The organism is Ruegeria sp. THAF57, assembly GCF_903914075.1.
In the GTDB taxonomy this organism is placed as follows: Bacteria; Pseudomonadota; Alphaproteobacteria; order Rhodobacterales; family Rhodobacteraceae; genus Ruegeria.
In genome coordinates this window covers 318867-334380 of sequence record NZ_CAIWNQ010000002.1, presented here as the reverse complement: position 1 = coordinate 334380, position 15514 = coordinate 318867, and the positions used below count along the sequence as shown (strand labels likewise).

Sequence of the window (15514 nt, the reverse complement as noted above, 5' to 3'; positions counted from 1 at the left end):
GCATCAAGGGAATTTGTCTCATGTTGCCATGTGGTTGGTCAAAGCCGAGTTGGTCTTGTGGTTAATCCTTGATCACCATGGTTCGGGCTGTTGGGTATAGGCGATATAGAGCGGATGCTTGGGGTGGCCGTCCTTGGTCAGCCCCAGATGGAACAGCGGCTGCCCGGTGCCGCGCAGCAGGGTTTCGACCGCCGGGCCGCGATCAAGATGGGCACCGTGAGCGCCCCAAGCAGCGATGACCTGATCGGCCCATTGCACTCCGTCCAAAATGGCTGCGTCATTCGCAGGCCCGACAGGATCGGCGGCGGCGCGCATCTTGCGGGGGTCGGTGTCGCGCCATGCAAAGATGTTCGTGACCTGAAACGCCCCGAACCCCAGCGCCCGCGCGCGGCGTTCGCAGCGTTCAACCGTGGGGTCGTTCTGTACCTCGGTCGCGGTGGATGGGTTCAGCATCACGAACAACGCTTTACGCCCGTCCGCATCCCACACGCGGGTCAGGCTATAACGGTAGTTTTCGCAATTGGAATAGACGGCGGTTGAGGGCGCATCGCCCTTGATATGCGTTCGGGTAATCATGCCCCCGCCTAGCACGGTGTTCAGGTGACGAACACCCGGCTGGGGTGCAATTCACCCGATTTGTAGATGCCGACCGCTACGGCTTTGCCATCCAAAGACGCCCAGGCCTCATCGCCGTATTCCACGTCCGAGGCCAGCACCATGCCCGGATTGCCGTTGCGCAGGCGTGTGGCACCCTCGGGGGTGCATTTCAGCTCGGGCAGGTCGGCGAGGCCGGTTTCTAGCGGGTGCAGATACTCGTCCAGCGCTTCGGTCTTGGCCATCTCGTCGATCTGGTCGATGGACAGGCCATCCTCGGCCTCAAACGGGCCGGACCAGATACGGCGGAGTTCCTTGACGTGGCCGTGGCAGCCCAACGCCTCCCCCAGATCCCGCGCGATCGAGCGGACATAGCCGCCTTTGCCGCAGGTCATCTCCAGCACGACATGGTCCTCATCAGGGCGGCCGACGAGGATCAGTTCTTCGATCCAGAGGGGGCGGGCGGACAGCTCGACCTCTTCGCCGTCGCGGGCCAGTTTATAGGCGCGTTGCCCGTCGATCTTCACGGCCGAGAACTTGGGCGGCACCTGCATGATATCGCCCAAAAACGGGGCGAGTGCCCGTTTGATCTCGTCATCCGAAGGGCGCGCATCGCTTTGCGCAATCACTTCGCCTTCGGCATCGTCGGTGTTGGTCGCCTGACCCAAACGCACGGTGAAGGTGTAGGCCTTCAAAGCATCGGTGATGTAGGGAACGGTCTTGGTCGCCTCACCCAAAGCCACGGCCAGAACGCCGGTTGCTTCGGGGTCCAGCGTACCCGCATGGCCCGCCTTCTTGGCATCCATCGCCCAACGCACCTTGTTCACCACAGCGGTCGAGGTCATGCCCGCGGGCTTGTCCACCACCAGCCAACCGGAAATGTCGCGGCCCTTGCGTTTGCGTCCCATGTCTTACCTTGAATCTTGCTAAGGCGCGCGAGTTAGCGGATCACAAAAGCCCTGTCAATTTCAGGGTGCGTCCTCGACCACGCCCACGATCGGCCCGAGCGAAAAACCAACGTCCGACCGATTGCTGGCCCGTTCGTACATCCGTGAAATATTTCCGTCGAAGAACAGCGCATTCGGGGTTTCCAATACATCCCGAAACAGGCTGCCGAATTCGTGAAAGGTGACATAGTCGTCCGAGATCACAAACACGGCCCGCGTGCCGTCGGCGCTGGTGCCGACACCGTTGCGCACGAAAACCGAGGTCGAGTCGGGCAAAAAGCGTGGGTGCAACGCTCCATCAATCACAAGCATTGGGCCGGACTGGGTTGCAAACTGACAATCAGGAGATTGATCAACGAACTCCAAAGTCTCGAACACGTCTGCGCGGCCCTCGCGGATGCAGAACACACCGTTGGGCAGCAGGCCGAAATTGCCGGGGCCGGGGTTGGCGATGACGCGCATCTGTTCCTGACCGTTCTCGACATAGTGGCCCACGGGCGAGCGGTCGTCGTGATACATCCCGGCGTTCATCGCAAAGGCCAGTCGCTTGCCGTCATCGGCCAGCGCGTCATTCACCGAGGAAAAATGACCCAACAGATCGCCATTGTCGTCGTTCAGAAAGAGACGCAGATCCTGGTTGGCGGCGTCCACCTCGCAAACTGTATAACGCTTGGCGTCGTGGGTGACTTTCTCGCAACTCACCGCACCGGCCTGAGCGGCCCAAAGGACCGCGCCCAATGTGACCAGCGCGCGGATCACTCGTCCAGATCGCGGCGCACCGCGTCCTGTTCGAACATGCGGCGGGTGTCGTCCAGACGGTCGAACGTGTCATCCAGACGGAACCGCAGATCGGGCGAGAATTTCAGATTCAGCTTCTTGCCGATCATGCGCCGCAGTTCACCCTTATTGCGGGCCAGCAAGTCGATCACGTCTTCTTGGCCCTTGCCGCCCAATGGCAGCACATAGGCGGTGGCGATCTTCAGATCGGGCGAGGTGCGGACCTCACCCACGGTGATCGACATGCGGTTCAGGTCGGGGTCGTGGACATCTCCGCGCGCCAGAACCTCGGACAGGGTGCGGCGGATCAGTTCGCCGACACGCAGTTGCCGTTGGGACGGGCCGGGGCCATCGTGGAATTTGTTCTTTGCCATACCGACGATCTAAGCCCTAATCCGGCCTTTGCCAAGCGGGCGCGAACCGGGTAGGAGGCTTTGAGCCGACTACATTAGGGGAAGAAAGCAATGACCCATATTCCGGGGATCGTCATCACAGGGGCTTCGGGCCGTATGGGGCAGATGCTGATCAAGACCGTGACGGACAGCGATCAGGCCCGTCTTGTCGGCGTGGTCGAACGTGCGGGCCATGACTGGATCGGTCAGGACGTCGGCACCGCGATGGGCGGGCAGGCGTTGGGCGTGACCGTGACAGACGACCCGCTGGAGGCGTTCGCACAGGCGCAGGCCGTGATCGACTTCACCGCGCCCGAGGCAACGCTGGAGTTTGCCGCGCTGGCCGCGCAGGCGCGCTGTGTGCATGTGATCGGCACCACCGGCATGACGGATGAGCAGATCGCGGCATTGGAACCTACCGCGCGCCATGCGGTGATCGTGCGGGCGGGGAATATGAGCCTTGGGGTCAATCTGCTGGTGCAACTGACCAAAAAGGTTGCCGCCGCGCTGGATGAGGATTTCGACATCGAAGTCATCGAAGGCCATCACCACCACAAGGTCGATGCGCCCTCGGGCACGGCCTTGATGCTGGGTGAGGCCGCCGCCGAAGGGCGCGGGGTCAATCTGTCGGATGTGTCGGATCGGGGCCGCGATGGTATCACCGGCGCGCGTAAACGCGGAGATATCGGCTTCCACGCCATTCGCGGAGGCGACATCGTCGGCGAACACGACGTCCTGTTCGCCGCGCCGGGCGAGCGCATCGTCCTGCGCCATCTGGCCACCGACCGCGCGATCTTTGCCCGCGGCGCGTTGAAGGCGGCGCTGTGGGGGCAGGGCAAGACACCGGGTCAGTATGACATGGTGGATGTGCTGGGGCTGTAGGGGCTAAAACAGCAATGTCAGATAGCTGTAAGCAACAAAGACTGCGATCCAGAACAGGATCGCCGTTATCCAAGAGGCGACCCCCAGGGCGAAGCTCAGGGCCAAACCGCGGTTGGGCACAAGACGTATCGCGTTGGGTCTGTGCTGATCCCAACACTTCTCGGCCATGAAAAAGTAATTGCCCGCGCCGTATGCGTTCAGAATTAGCCGTCGGCGCGAGGGTGGACGGCCATGTGTTCTGATCCAGAACGCCACGAACTCATCCTTGAAGTTGAATATCGGGAAGACCCGCGTGACAAGAATCATGGCGGCAAGAAGGGATAGACCCAAGAGGGCGAAGCAGCCGAGTATGAGAAATAGCGTTGCTATCAAATCTGTCTCCGGTTCAATGGCTGTAAGACTGCCTCCTGCGGTCGAGGAATGCAACCGAACCGTGTGCAGAGTTCAGGCCTGCGGTGCCAAGCATCGCAGATGTTTGTTGCCTAAGTGACAGGGCATAGCCGGTTTTCAATTCTCGCCCAGATGGCGATCCACCATCCGTTGCACCATCGGGGCGAAATGGGCAAAGTCAGGGGTCTCCATATCCGCGCGCTTTCCGGCCTCATCGAGATATCGCACCTGAATGATCTCAGCCAGGTTCGGGTTGGCCTCGAACGCGGTCACTTCCTCGGCGCTCATCGGGCCGCCTTGCAGTTCCAGCGTGTGGACCGAGGCGGCGGACAGCCGGTTGAAATACTCGGGCTTTGTGGCGCAGAGATACCGCTTGGCGGCCACATGATAGCGGCAGCAATCGGTGATGACGGACGGGAAGAACTGCTCCAGCACGTCCGCACCGGCGTCTTCGTGATGGCGGTCCTCGGTGTCATCCGGGTGATACGTCCCGAATTCCGAGGTGAAATGGCCGATGTCATGCAGCAGGGCACCCACGATGATCGCTTCGGGCATCCCGTTCCGTTCGGCGATGGTGGCCCCTTGCAGCATGTGCTCGGCCATGGTGACGGGTTCGCCCAGATATTCCTCACCGCCGCGGCGGTCGAAGATGTCGCCGATGAAGGCCACGATGTTGTCACGGCTCAGGGTCGAATAATCAGGTTTCATTCCGCTGCCTCCGATTGCGCCATTTCCATCGCCGCCAGCGTCGACAGCAAGCCGTCCTTGTCAGCGTAACACCCCTGTAGCCAACGCGAACCGGAACCGGAATAGCCCAGCCGCGCGTGCAGGACACGGGTGTTGTCGACGATGAAACTCTCGCCCGGTTCCAGCTTGAAGGACACACCCATCGCCGGGTTATCAATGATCTCGGCCAGTTGGCGATAGGCGGTGTAATACGCTTCCATGTGGTCAAACGGGATATCCATGAAAGGCGCAGAGGAGCGGTTGTTGAACCGGATGCCGATCAGCTCTCCGTCCGGGGACAGTTCGATCATTGGGCGGCGCGCGCGCAGACAAACGCCGTCAGACCCCTTAAATTCGAACCGGGCCGGGTAACCTGACAACAGGGCAAAGCCGTCGGGGTTTTGATCCCGCAGTTTTTCGGCAGCGCGGAAGCCGTCCACCACGATCGAGTCCCCGCCTTCGGCACTGTTTTCAAGGCTATAGAGGATTTGCAGGGTTGGCACCGGGTCGCGATAAGGGTTGTCGGTATGGGCCTGCAAACCCAGCCCGGTAAAGGCGAGGTTGGTCGGATTCACCTCGGTTCGAACCTCGAAATAGGGGCCATAGTTGGTCTCGCGTACATAGCCGAACAGATCTGCGACCTTCAGCAGGGATTCCGGCTCGCACGGGCCGTTCGTCAGCTTGGCAAAGCCGAATTCCGCAATGGCGGCCAGCCAGTCGCGCTTGGCGGTTGGATTGGCGTGAACCTCACCCCAATCTGCGCTGGGGGCGTCCAAACCACTTTGCCACGTCGTTATGCCCGGGGCTGTCCAACCTGCGAGAAGCGGTCGATCGCAGTCATAGATGTGCTCGGCCAACCAGTTGGCGGGAAAGGTCACGCTTTTGTTTTCGGGCTGAAAAGTGATGTGCAGGTCGCCGTTTTTTACGCTTGCGGACTCGACGGAAACATCGGCGGGGATATCGCCGATTGTTATCAGACGCTGGCCATTGCCGGGTGCGCGTGTCTCTGGGTCCAGCGCATTGTCGCGCAGCCATATCGCATGGAATCGGGCCTGAGTGCCTGTGTCAAACTCTACTGTCACAACGGACGCATCATGAGTGGCGGTACGCAGCATAAGGGCCTCCTGATTAGCGCGGGCTACGCTTGAGGAGATATGCGTCCAGTGACATAAACACAATTAAACCTTATTACGACTGAGGGCTGGAAAAACTTATGTCTAAAAAGAAAGTCGGATTACCGCCACTGGATTGGCTGCGCGTGTTCGAGGCCGCAGGGCGTTTGGGCGGGTTTTCGGCAGCTGCACGAGAATTCGGTTTAACGCAAGCGGCGGTCAGTCAGCGGATCGGAAACCTTGAGGCGTGGCTGGGGCGGACATTGTTCGTGCGTGAGGCACGCGGCGTGTCGCTGACGGTTGAAGGCGAAAGCTATCTGCCGCTGGTACAGGACAGCCTGCAGGCGTTAGAGCGGAATACCGAAGACCTGTTTGGCAAAGCCCCCCGTGAATTGCGCGTCGCAGGGTTGTCGTCGAACATCCACGCGCTGGTGCTGCCGAGCCTGGTCCGGTTTCAAGCGCTTCGACCCAAAGTGCGGGTCATGACCGACTCTGTCGCGCGACGGTCGTCCTTGGGTGAGGAACCTACTTGGTTGCAGATCCGATACGGGCGCGGGGCATGGCCCGGCCGCGACGCAGAACTGATCGCGCCCGAGGTGCTGGTTCCGATGGCTGCACCGGGCGTCGCGTGGGGGGCTCCGCTGATCAACCTGCGTGGTGAGCGACCGGGTTGGAGCGATTGGGCAAGCAAGACCGGACACGAGGACGTGCCCCCTTCGAAAGTCAGCTTTGATTCAATGGAACACGCGCTGACGGCGGCGTGTCAGGGATTGGGTGTTGTGTTGGGGTCGGTGCCGTTGGCTGACGCACACCTGCGCGAGGATCGCTTGCACAGGATGGGCTTGCCTGAACTGGAAACGAAGGATGGGTATTGGCTGACATGGCCCGAAGAACAGGCAAAGTCGAAAAAGCAACGTGCTTTGATCATGGATTTCCTGCAGGCGTTGCGCGACTAGGTAATCAGAAGTCGATTGCGATGCCTTTCTTTTCCCAATCGCCATAACGCGCCGGGTCGGGGCCGTCGCGTCCACCCAGTTCCTTTGGCCTCTCTTTTGCCTTCTCCTCGGCCATGCGGCGGCGCTCTTCGGCCTCGGCCAAAGCGCGCTGGGCGGCTGGTGGTAGGTCTTTGGAATCATCGCTCATGACATCGGGTTCCTTTCCGTGCTTGGGCTTGATATACGCCCACGTCCCCGCTTGGCAATGCAGGCGCAGCGTACCGAAAGGCGATTCCATGTCCGACACCGCAACGGCAGCACGGCGCAGCGCGATCTATCTGCTGGATCAGATTCTGGGAGAAGGGCGACTGTTGTCCGAATGTCTGGCCGCCGGCGCATTGGACAGGTTGGGCCCCGAGGACCGCGCTCGGGCGCAACGGCTGACGCTGGAAACACTGCGCGGATTGGAGCGCGTCGACCGACTGCTGGACAACCACCTGAATCGGACGCCTGCACTGACGGTTCATAACGCCCTGCGTCTTGGCGCGGTTGAGCTGTGCCACGGTGAGGCGGCGCATGGTGTCGTCAATTCCATGGTCGAAATTGTGGGCCGCTCGCGAAAGCATGGCCGCCTCAAGGGGTTGGTGAATGCGGTTTTGCGCAAAGTGGCCGCCGAAGGGCCGGACGCGTGGCCCAAGATGCGGGTGCCGCGCCTGCCCGAATGGTTGCGCGATCCGCTTGTCATGGCATGGGATGCCGAGGCAGTAACAGGCATGGAAAAGGCGCATTTCGACGGCGCTCCGCTGGATATTTCTACCAAACCCGACACCGAGGGTCCGGGTGAGGCATTGCCGACCGGGTCGCTTCGGGTGCGTGATGCGGGTCAGGTCTCGGCGCTGCCAGGATATGATCGCGGAGACTGGTGGGTGCAGGATGCGGCAGCGGCGCTGCCGGTTCGAATACTGGCACCCAAGCCAGGTGAGAAAATACTGGATCTGTGCGCAGCACCGGGCGGGAAGACCTTGCAGTTGGCGGCAGAAGGGGCCGAAGTCACAGCGCTGGACATCTCGGAGTCGCGGCTTGAGCGTGTGCGAGAAAACCTTGTGCGGACCGGGTTGAAGGCCACAGTCATCGCCGGGGATGCGTTGGAGCATCAGGGCCAGTACGACGCGATTCTACTGGACGCGCCATGTTCCGCCACGGGAACCATTCGTCGGCACCCTGATTTGCCCTTTGCAAAGGACGGATCGGAATTTGGCGGGTTGATTGATCTTCAGGCTCAGATGTTGGCGCACGCCTGGACCTTGCTGAAACCGGGCGGACGGCTGGTTTATTGCACTTGTTCGCTGCTGCCCGATGAAGGTGAGGTTCAGATCGAAGAGGCGCTGCCCCAGTATCCCGACATGCAGGTCGATCGCGGGGCCGTCATGGTGGCCGGGGTCGAAAAAGGCTGGATCACGGAAGAGGGAGGCCTGCGTCTGCGGCCCGATTACTGGGCGGATCGCGGTGGAATGGACGGGTTCTACATCGCCTGTCTGAACAAAACGGAATAAGGCGACGCTTTTCGGTGACTTGACGGGCGTCGCGGTCTATCGTTGGGTCTCAGGCGCCATCAGAGCGCAAGAGGCAGAGTAACGAGCGGCATGTCGAACTCAGATACCATGGCCAATCGGTGGACGCGGTTTCAGAACCGTCTTTATGCGCGGCTCAGTCAGCGTCGCAAGGCGGTTGCAGGGTTCGCGGCTGATCCCGAGCCGCGCACCGTGGGCTCGTTCGCGCGGGGTCGTCAGTTGGTTGCTGGTAACCTGTTGTTCGCGGGCTTTCTGGTCGAAGCGCAGGATACCGGCCTGTGGGACGTGACTGCGCCCAGTACTGGTTTTGACAATGAACGCCACGGGTTTGCGTGGCTGGATGATCTAGCCGCCGTCGGAGACATGCGCGCCCGTGAAAAGGCGCAGCGCTGGGTGTGGGGCTGGATCGACGCACATGGTCGTGGGCAGGGTCCAGGCTGGGCGCCGGACCTGACCGGACGCCGGGTGATACGGTGGATCAACCATTCGGCGTTTCTGTTGCGCGGCACGGATGACGAACAGTCCAAGGCGTTTTTTCGGGCTTTGGCACAGCAATCCTGGTTCCTGTCCAAACGATGGCAGGCCGCGACACCCGGTTTGCCAAGGTTTGAGGCTTTGGCCGGGTTGGTGCAGGCAGGCTTGGCGTTGCAAGGGCTCGAGCAGATGGCGGACCCGGCGCTGCGGGCTTTGGCGAGAGAGTGCGAAAAACAGATCGACACGCAGGGCGGCATCCCAACGCGCAATCCCGAAGAGTTGCTTGAGGTGTTTACCCTGCTGACCTGGACGTCGGCGGCGCTCAGTGATCTGGGGCGTGGTACACCCGGGGCGCAGGCAGACGCGATCAAGCGTATTGCGCCGACCCTGCGCAACCTGCGCCATTCGGACGGTGCGCTGGCCCGGTTTCATGGGGGTGGTCGCGGCCTTGAAGGGCGGCTGGATCAGGCCTTGGCGCAAAGCGGTGTTCGGCCCCAGCACGCAAGCGGGCTGGCGATGGGATATGCCCGGCTATACGCAGCGCGCACCAGCGTCATCGTGGATGCAAGCGCCCCGCCCAAAGGGACGGCGTCTTATAATGCGCATGCCTCGACACTGGCGTTTGAGCTTACGTCTGGTCGGCGACCGTTGATCGTGAATTGCGGCTCGGGCGAGAGTTTCGGGCTTGAGTGGCGCCGGGCCGGGCGGGCGACGCCATCGCATTCAACCCTGTGTCTGGATGGTTATTCCAGCGCGCGCCTGACCGAGCCCGTTCCCGGCACCGAGAAAGAGGCGCTGGTCGACGCCCCCAAGGACGTGCCGACAGAGTTCGAGGACGCCATCGAGGGCGCGCGTTTCATGATCGGCCACGACGGATACGCCAAGGTGTTCGGTCTGACCCATGCCAGAACCTTCGAGCTGCGCTTTGACGGTCGCGAGCTGACCGGTGAGGATATTTTGCTGACAGCGACCGACAAGGCCAAGCGGCAGTTCGACAAGGCGCTGGATGCGTCGAACCTCAAAGGTATCGAGTTCGACGTAAGGTTTCACCTGCACCCGGATGTGGATGCAGCCATTGATCTGGGCGGTGCGGCGGTATCCATGGCGCTAAAAAGTGGTGAGATCTGGGTATTCCGTCATGATGGCGTGGCAAAATTGTCAGTTGAACCAAGCGTTTACCTGGAGAAAGGGCGCTTGAAGCCACGCGCGACAAAACAGATCGTTCTATCTGGCCGCGCAATGGAGTATGCGACGCGCATCCGGTGGACGTTGAGCAAGGCTCAGGATACAGCCTATGCCGTGCGCGACATGCACCGGGACGAGCCCGATTTCGACTGACGCCAAAAGGACCTTTGGACCCATGACCGATCTTCACCCCGTGCGCCGCGCGTTGCTTTCCGTTTCCGACAAGACCGGATTGATAGACTTGGGTAAGGCACTGGCCGAGCGCGGGGTCGAACTGTTGTCGACCGGCGGCACGGCCAAGGCGCTGCGGGAGGCCGGGCTTGAGGTCAAGGATGTCAGCGACGTAACGGGTTTCCCCGAAATGATGGATGGCCGCGTTAAAACCCTGCACCCGATGGTGCATGGCGGCTTGCTGGCCCTACGCGACAATGACACCCATGTTGCTGCGATGGACGAACACGGCATTGGCGCGATCGACCTGTTGGTCGTGAACCTCTATCCGTTCGAGGCGACCGTCGCCAAAGGTGCGGGCTATGACGAATGTGTTGAGAATATCGACATTGGTGGCCCCGCGATGATCCGTGCTGCATCGAAGAACCACGCTTTTGTCAACGTCGTGGTTGATGTCGAAGACTACGACGCGCTGCTGGCAGAGCTGGCGGCCAATGACGGTCAGACATCCTATGCGTTCCGTCAGACATTGGCGCAGACGGCGTATGCCCGGACTGCGGCTTACGACACGGCCGTGTCGAACTGGATGGCCGATGCGCTGGCTGCCAAGGCTCCGCGCCGTCGTGCTTTTGCGGGTGAGCTGAAACAGACCCTGCGCTATGGTGAGAACAGCCATCAGCAAGCGGCGTTCTACACCGATGGCACCAACCGTCCCGGTGTGGCGACGGCCGTGCAGCATCAGGGTAAAGAACTGAGCTATAACAACATCAACGACACTGATGCGGCGTTTGAACTGGTAGCTGAGTTTGACCCGACCCAAGGTGCTGCATGTGCCATTATCAAACACGCCAATCCCTGCGGTGTGGCGACGGGTGCCACGCTGATCGACGCCTATAAGGCTGCGTTCGACTGTGACCGTACCTCGGCCTTTGGCGGGATCGTTGCGTTGAATCAGCCGCTCGACGCGGAAACCGCGCAGGAAATCACGGGCATCTTTACCGAGGTCGTGATCGCCCCCGGTGCCTCGGATGAGGCCAAGGCGATCTTTGCTGCTAAGAAGAACCTGCGCCTGCTGACAACCGAGGGGTTGCCCGACGTGACCGCAGGCGGCAAGACCGTGCGGCAAGTGGCTGGTGGTCTTCTGGTGCAGGACAAGGATAACGGCTTTGTCGGCATGGATGATCTGAAGGTCGTGACCAAAAAGGCCCCGTCTGATGAACAGATGCGCGATCTTCTGTTTGCGTGGAAAGTGGCGAAACACGTCAAGTCCAACGCTATCGTCTACGTCAAGGACGGCGCGACCGTGGGCGTAGGCGCAGGCCAGATGAGCCGTGTGGATTCGGCGCTGATCGCCGCCAAGAAAGCCGAGCGCATGGCCGGCGTGCTGGGGTTGGCGCAACCGCTGACCATCGGCTCGGCCGTGGCGTCGGACGCGTTTTTCCCCTTCCCTGACGGTCTGATGGAGGCGGCAGAGGCTGGCGCGACCTGTGTGATCCAGCCCGGTGGCTCGATGCGCGATGATGACGTGATCGCGGCCGCGGATGAGGCGGGCCTTGCCATGGTCTTTACCGGCATGCGTCACTTCCGTCACTGATGCGGTATCGTCTTCTGCTCTGGGCCGCGCTTGCGGCATTTCTGATCGACCAGATCAGTAAATATCTGGTCGTTCACGTCATGCGCGTGGCCGAGGGCAGTATCGACGTTCTGCCGCCCCTGCTGGTGTTCAAATACGGTGAGAATCGAGGCATCAATTTCGGCCTGTTTCAGGGCGACACCGATGCGGCGCGCTGGGTGCTGATCGGGATTTCGCTGGCAATTTCGCTGGGTGTGCTGATCTGGTTGCTGCGGTCCACACCGTCGAAACTGATGCAGTTTTGCGGCGGGCTACTGATCGGCGGGGCGTTGGCGAATGTTTTGGACCGAGTGCTGTATGGCTATGTGCTGGATTTTCTGAACATGTCCTGCTGCGGCATCAACAACCCGTTTGTTTTCAACCTTGCCGACGTGTTCATCTTTGCCGGTGCCATCGGACTTGTGTTGTTTGACGGAAAAAAGGCCTCGTGACGCGCCCGGGGAAATGCGATAAAAGCCCCTCAAACAGGCTGGAGACTTTGATGCGGTTGCCGCGTTCCATTATTGCAGTGACATTGGCTGTTGCGACGGCGGGATGCTCTGACATTGGCTTGCGCCATCTTGAAGCGCCCGGCCCGGGTCCGGATGAATTCTCGGTCCTGCCGGTCAAGCCGCTGACACAGCCAAAGGATTATCAGTTTCTGCCTGCGCCGACACCCGGCGGTGGCAATCTGACCGACCCGACGCCCAATGCGGACGCAGTCGTGGCGTTGGGCGGCAATGCTGCGGCGCTGAACCCAAATACGCCGATTCCGTCATCGGATGGGGCGCTTGTGACAGCGTCCAGCCGCTATGGTGTGCCAGCTAACACGCGGCAGGTCGTCGACAGCGAAGATGCCGCGTTCCGCAAAAAGCAGGGCCGCTTTACCAGATTGCGCCTGTTCAAGGTCGACCGGTACTCGCAAATCTATCGCCGTCAAGCCCTTGATGCGGACATTCAGAACGAAGCCGCGCGCCGTGCGGGGATAGAAACGCCCTCGGCACCGCCGGTCGATGAATAATCCTTAACTTTTCGTCATCGGCCTTGAACCCGCGCCGCACCACCGTAGTTTGAAGATCACAGAACGAAACGGAGGATGCCCCATGGTTCGGGCCCTGGCATTGTCGGCCGCCCTGATCGCCGCCACACCGGTTTTTGCCGAAGATGGCCTTGAAGCGGTCACTACCTTTACGCTGGACAACGGCATGGATGTCGTCGTGATCGAGGATCACCGCGCCCCTGTGGTGCAGCATATGGTCTGGTACCGCGCTGGGTCAGCGGATGAGCCGATTGGCTCGTCCGGTGTGGCTCATTTTCTGGAGCATTTGCTGTTTAAGGGGACCGATACGCTTGCACCGGGTGAGTTTTCGGCGACTGTTGCGGCCAATGGCGGCAATGACAATGCGTTCACGTCCTATGACTATACGGCCTATTACCAACGCGTTGCGGCCGATCGTTTGGAATTGATGATGCAGATGGAAGCGGACCGGATGCGCAACATCCGCCTGTCCGACGAGGACATCCGCACCGAGCGTGATGTGATCCTTGAAGAACGCAACCAGCGCACCGAAAACAACCCGCGCGCCCTGTTTGGCGAACAGATGAACGCCGCGCAATACCTGAACCATCGCTATGGCGTTCCGATCATCGGCTGGCGGCACGAGATGGAAACTCTGGACATGGAAGATGCGCTGTCTTTCTACAGGACCCATTACGCGCCAAATAACGCGATTCTTGTGGTCACCGGCGATGTGCAGCCCGACGCGGTCAAGGAACTGGCGGATCAGTATTACGGCGTCATCCCAGCCAACCCTGACCTGCCCGAACGGGTGCGGTCTCAGGAACCACCGCAAACCGCTGAACGTCGCTTGACCTACAAGGATCCGCGCGTGTCACAGCCTTATGTTCAGCGCAGTTATCTTGCGCCCGAGCGTGATCCCGGCGCGCAGGAAAAAGCGGCGGCGCTGTTCTTGCTGGCTGAATTATTGGGTGGCGGGAACACGTCTTATCTGAACGAAAAGCTGCAGTTTGAGGAGCAAAAGGCCATTTACACGGCTGCGTTCTACCGTGGGGTATCCCTGGACGACACAACCTTTGATCTGTTGGTCGTACCGGCGCAGGGCGTTTCCTTGCAAGAGGTCGAAGATGCAATGGATCAGGCCGTGGCCGACTTTATTGCCGAAGGTGTGAACCAAGATGATCTGGACCGGATCAAGATGCAGCTCCGCGCCTCGCAAACTTATGCGCGTGACAATGTGGATGGCATCGGGAACCGGTATGGCCGCGCCCTGACCAGCGGGCTGACGGTCGAGGATGTTCAGGCGTGGCCCGATATCCTACAGGCTGTGACCGGCGACGAGATTATCGCAGCCGCCCGTGAGGTCTTGCAGCCGGAATCCTCTGTGACTGGGTGGCTGATGCGTGACGACGAGGTGACGCAATGAAACGGATTTTCGCAACCCTGATCGCATTTGTCATCGCATTGCCCGCATGGGCCGAGATCGAGATTCAGGAGATCACCTCACCCGGTGGGATCACAGCATGGCTTGTCGAAGATCACTCGATCCCCTTCACCGCGCTGGAGCTGCGTTTTCGCGGTGGTACGTCTTTGGATGATCCCGACAAGCGCGGGGCCACATATCTGATGAGCGGCCTGATCGAAGAAGGGGCCGGGAACATGGACGCCCGCACCTATGCGCGCGAATTGGAATCGCTGGCAGCGTCGTTCAGCTATAATGCCAGCGATGATACGGTTTCGGTCTCGGCACAGTTTCTGACCGAAAACCGGGATGACGTGATTGATCTGCTGCACACCACGCTCCACGAACCCCGGTTCGATCAGGATGCTGTTGACCGTGTCAGGGGGCAGGTCCTGTCGGGCTTGCGCTCGGACCAGACAGACCCAAATGACATTGCTGGGCGCAACTTTGCGCGCATGGCCTATGGGGACCACCCTTATGGGTCCGAGGGGAAAGGCACCATTGACAGCGTGACGGCTCTGACCCGGGACGACGTCGTTTCGGCCTTTGAGAACGTGTTCGCGAAAGATCGGCTATACGTCGGGGCGGTTGGCGACATTACTGCCGACGAGTTGGGGGCGCTGCTGGACAAACTGCTGGTCGATCTACCAGAAACGGGGAAACCCATTCCGGACCGTGCCGAAGTGACCATTCCCGGCGGGATCAGTATTGTCGAATTCGACACCCCTCAGTCGGTCGCTCTGTTCGGACATGCGGGCATTGATCGTGATGACCCCGATTTCTTTGCGGCGTTTGTTCTGAACCACATTCTTGGCGGCGGCGGATTTGAAAGCCGCCTGATGCAGGAAGTGCGTGAAAAGCGTGGGCTGACCTATGGTGTAGCGACTTACCTTGTCCCCAAGGATTTGGCCTCGGTCTATCTGGGGTCGGTGTCGTCCTCAAACGACCGCATCGCCGAGGCGGTTGACGTGATCCGAAACGAATGGGAACGCGCGGCGTCCGAGGGCGTCACACAGAAAGAATTGGATGATGCCAAAACCTATCTGACGGGCGCGTATCCGCTGCGGTTTGACGGGAACGGTCAGATTGCCAGCATCATGGTCGGGATGCAGATGGATGATCTGCCGATCGACTATATCTCGACCCGCAACGACAAGGTGAACGCGGTTACACTGGAAGACGTGAACCGTGTCGCGTCAGAGCTGCTGGACCCCGAGGGTCTGCATTTCACGGTCGTCGGCAAACCCGAAGGTCTGGACGGCTAAA

17 protein-coding genes are annotated in these 15514 nt (G+C 60.5%); 9 read left to right on the top strand and 8 right to left on the bottom strand.

Annotated features, from left to right (window positions below):
- Positions 1-72 precede the first annotated feature (72 nt).
- Genes RUESEDTHA_RS05660 through rbfA form a run of 4 tightly spaced genes read right to left on the bottom strand, consistent with a single transcriptional unit; the run spans position 73 to position 2692 of the window.
- Complete coding sequence (locus tag RUESEDTHA_RS05660) at positions 73-576, bottom strand: DUF1643 domain-containing protein (RefSeq protein WP_180885157.1); 504 nt, start codon at positions 574-576, stop codon at positions 73-75.
- A 20-nt stretch (positions 577-596) separates the two neighbouring features.
- Positions 597-1502, bottom strand: a complete 906-nt coding sequence (gene truB, locus RUESEDTHA_RS05655) for a tRNA pseudouridine(55) synthase TruB (RefSeq protein ID WP_180885155.1) — start codon at positions 1500-1502, stop codon at positions 597-599.
- A 60-nt stretch (positions 1503-1562) separates the two neighbouring features.
- On the bottom strand, positions 1563-2300 hold the full coding sequence (locus tag RUESEDTHA_RS05650; RefSeq protein WP_180885153.1) for a phosphodiester glycosidase family protein: 738 nt from the start codon (positions 2298-2300) through the stop codon (positions 1563-1565).
- Complete coding sequence (rbfA, locus tag RUESEDTHA_RS05645) at positions 2297-2692, bottom strand: 30S ribosome-binding factor RbfA (RefSeq protein ID WP_170379347.1); 396 nt, start codon at positions 2690-2692, stop codon at positions 2297-2299. Before rbfA ends, RUESEDTHA_RS05650 begins: the two co-directional genes overlap by 4 nt.
- 90 nt (positions 2693-2782) lie before the next feature.
- Between rbfA and dapB the strand changes: the two genes are divergently transcribed.
- The gene (gene dapB, locus RUESEDTHA_RS05640; RefSeq protein WP_180885151.1) at positions 2783-3592 is read left to right on the top strand and encodes a 4-hydroxy-tetrahydrodipicolinate reductase; all 810 of its coding nucleotides are present in this window, start codon (positions 2783-2785) and stop codon (positions 3590-3592) included.
- 3 nt (positions 3593-3595) lie between these two features.
- On the opposite strand, the gene RUESEDTHA_RS05635 is transcribed toward dapB, so the two are convergent.
- The 3 genes from RUESEDTHA_RS05635 to RUESEDTHA_RS05625 form a co-directional block, all read right to left on the bottom strand.
- Entirely contained in the window at positions 3596-3964 is a 369-nt protein-coding gene (locus RUESEDTHA_RS05635) for a hypothetical protein (RefSeq protein ID WP_180885149.1), read from the bottom strand.
- A gap of 135 nt (positions 3965-4099) precedes the next feature.
- On the bottom strand, positions 4100-4690 hold the full coding sequence (locus RUESEDTHA_RS05630) for an HD domain-containing protein (protein WP_180885147.1): 591 nt from the start codon (positions 4688-4690) through the stop codon (positions 4100-4102).
- Positions 4687-5823, bottom strand: coding sequence for a TauD/TfdA family dioxygenase (locus RUESEDTHA_RS05625; RefSeq protein WP_180885145.1), 1137 nt, complete (start codon positions 5821-5823; stop codon positions 4687-4689). The genes RUESEDTHA_RS05630 and RUESEDTHA_RS05625 overlap by 4 nt, the downstream gene beginning before the upstream one ends.
- A 98-nt stretch (positions 5824-5921) precedes the next feature.
- Between RUESEDTHA_RS05625 and RUESEDTHA_RS05620 the strand changes: the two genes are divergently transcribed.
- Positions 5922-6776 (top strand): LysR family transcriptional regulator, encoded by an 855-nt coding sequence (locus RUESEDTHA_RS05620; RefSeq protein WP_180885143.1) that lies wholly within the window; start codon positions 5922-5924, stop codon positions 6774-6776.
- A gap of 4 nt (positions 6777-6780) precedes the next feature.
- On the opposite strand, the gene RUESEDTHA_RS05615 is transcribed toward RUESEDTHA_RS05620, so the two are convergent.
- A complete protein-coding gene (locus RUESEDTHA_RS05615) occupies positions 6781-6963 on the bottom strand; it encodes a DUF1674 domain-containing protein (protein WP_180885926.1) in 183 nt (60 codons plus the stop codon).
- Positions 6964-7051: 88 nt separating this feature from the next.
- On the opposite strand from RUESEDTHA_RS05615, the gene RUESEDTHA_RS05610 reads away from it, so the two are divergent.
- The 7 genes from RUESEDTHA_RS05610 (at position 7052) to RUESEDTHA_RS05580 (ending at position 15513) form a co-directional block, all read left to right on the top strand.
- A complete protein-coding gene (locus tag RUESEDTHA_RS05610; RefSeq protein ID WP_180885141.1) occupies positions 7052-8308 on the top strand; it encodes an RsmB/NOP family class I SAM-dependent RNA methyltransferase in 1257 nt (418 codons plus the stop codon).
- A gap of 90 nt (positions 8309-8398) precedes the next feature.
- The gene (locus tag RUESEDTHA_RS05605; protein ID WP_180885139.1) at positions 8399-10138 is read left to right on the top strand and encodes a heparinase II/III family protein; all 1740 of its coding nucleotides are present in this window, start codon (positions 8399-8401) and stop codon (positions 10136-10138) included.
- A gap of 22 nt (positions 10139-10160) precedes the next feature.
- Complete coding sequence (gene purH, locus RUESEDTHA_RS05600) at positions 10161-11750, top strand: bifunctional phosphoribosylaminoimidazolecarboxamide formyltransferase/IMP cyclohydrolase (protein ID WP_180885137.1); 1590 nt, start codon at positions 10161-10163, stop codon at positions 11748-11750.
- Positions 11750-12220, top strand: coding sequence for a signal peptidase II (gene lspA, locus RUESEDTHA_RS05595; protein WP_180885135.1), 471 nt, complete (start codon positions 11750-11752; stop codon positions 12218-12220). Before purH ends, lspA begins: the two co-directional genes overlap by 1 nt.
- Before the next feature lie 50 nt (positions 12221-12270).
- Entirely contained in the window at positions 12271-12789 is a 519-nt protein-coding gene (locus RUESEDTHA_RS05590; protein WP_171122891.1) for a DUF3035 domain-containing protein, read from the top strand.
- A gap of 82 nt (positions 12790-12871) precedes the next feature.
- The gene (locus tag RUESEDTHA_RS05585; RefSeq protein ID WP_180885134.1) at positions 12872-14212 is read left to right on the top strand and encodes a pitrilysin family protein; all 1341 of its coding nucleotides are present in this window, start codon (positions 12872-12874) and stop codon (positions 14210-14212) included.
- On the top strand, positions 14209-15513 hold the full coding sequence (locus RUESEDTHA_RS05580; RefSeq protein WP_180885132.1) for a pitrilysin family protein: 1305 nt from the start codon (positions 14209-14211) through the stop codon (positions 15511-15513). Before RUESEDTHA_RS05585 ends, RUESEDTHA_RS05580 begins: the two co-directional genes overlap by 4 nt.
- Position 15514: the final 1 nt, after the last annotated feature.

Bases quoted from the DNA above. Each gene is read 5' to 3' on its own strand.
- RUESEDTHA_RS05660 (WP_180885157.1), bottom strand. From the start codon at position 576: ATGATTACCCGAACGCATATCAAGGGCGATGCGCCCTCAACCGCCGTC.
- truB (WP_180885155.1), bottom strand. From the start codon at position 1,502: ATGGGACGCAAACGCAAGGGCCGCGACATTTCCGGTTGGCTGGTGGTG.
- rbfA (WP_170379347.1), bottom strand. From the start codon at position 2,692: ATGGCAAAGAACAAATTCCACGATGGCCCCGGCCCGTCCCAACGGCAA.
- dapB (WP_180885151.1), top strand. From the start codon at position 2,783: ATGACCCATATTCCGGGGATCGTCATCACAGGGGCTTCGGGCCGTATG.
- RUESEDTHA_RS05630 (WP_180885147.1), bottom strand. From the start codon at position 4,690: ATGAAACCTGATTATTCGACCCTGAGCCGTGACAACATCGTGGCCTTC.
- RUESEDTHA_RS05625 (WP_180885145.1), bottom strand. From the start codon at position 5,823: ATGCTGCGTACCGCCACTCATGATGCGTCCGTTGTGACAGTAGAGTTT.
- RUESEDTHA_RS05620 (WP_180885143.1), top strand. From the start codon at position 5,922: ATGTCTAAAAAGAAAGTCGGATTACCGCCACTGGATTGGCTGCGCGTG.
- RUESEDTHA_RS05615 (WP_180885926.1), bottom strand. From the start codon at position 6,963: ATGAGCGATGATTCCAAAGACCTACCACCAGCCGCCCAGCGCGCTTTG.
- RUESEDTHA_RS05610 (WP_180885141.1), top strand. From the start codon at position 7,052: ATGTCCGACACCGCAACGGCAGCACGGCGCAGCGCGATCTATCTGCTG.
- RUESEDTHA_RS05605 (WP_180885139.1), top strand. From the start codon at position 8,399: ATGTCGAACTCAGATACCATGGCCAATCGGTGGACGCGGTTTCAGAAC.
- purH (WP_180885137.1), top strand. From the start codon at position 10,161: ATGACCGATCTTCACCCCGTGCGCCGCGCGTTGCTTTCCGTTTCCGAC.
- lspA (WP_180885135.1), top strand. From the start codon at position 11,750: ATGCGGTATCGTCTTCTGCTCTGGGCCGCGCTTGCGGCATTTCTGATC.
- RUESEDTHA_RS05590 (WP_171122891.1), top strand. From the start codon at position 12,271: ATGCGGTTGCCGCGTTCCATTATTGCAGTGACATTGGCTGTTGCGACG.
- RUESEDTHA_RS05585 (WP_180885134.1), top strand. From the start codon at position 12,872: ATGGTTCGGGCCCTGGCATTGTCGGCCGCCCTGATCGCCGCCACACCG.
- RUESEDTHA_RS05580 (WP_180885132.1), top strand. From the start codon at position 14,209: ATGAAACGGATTTTCGCAACCCTGATCGCATTTGTCATCGCATTGCCC.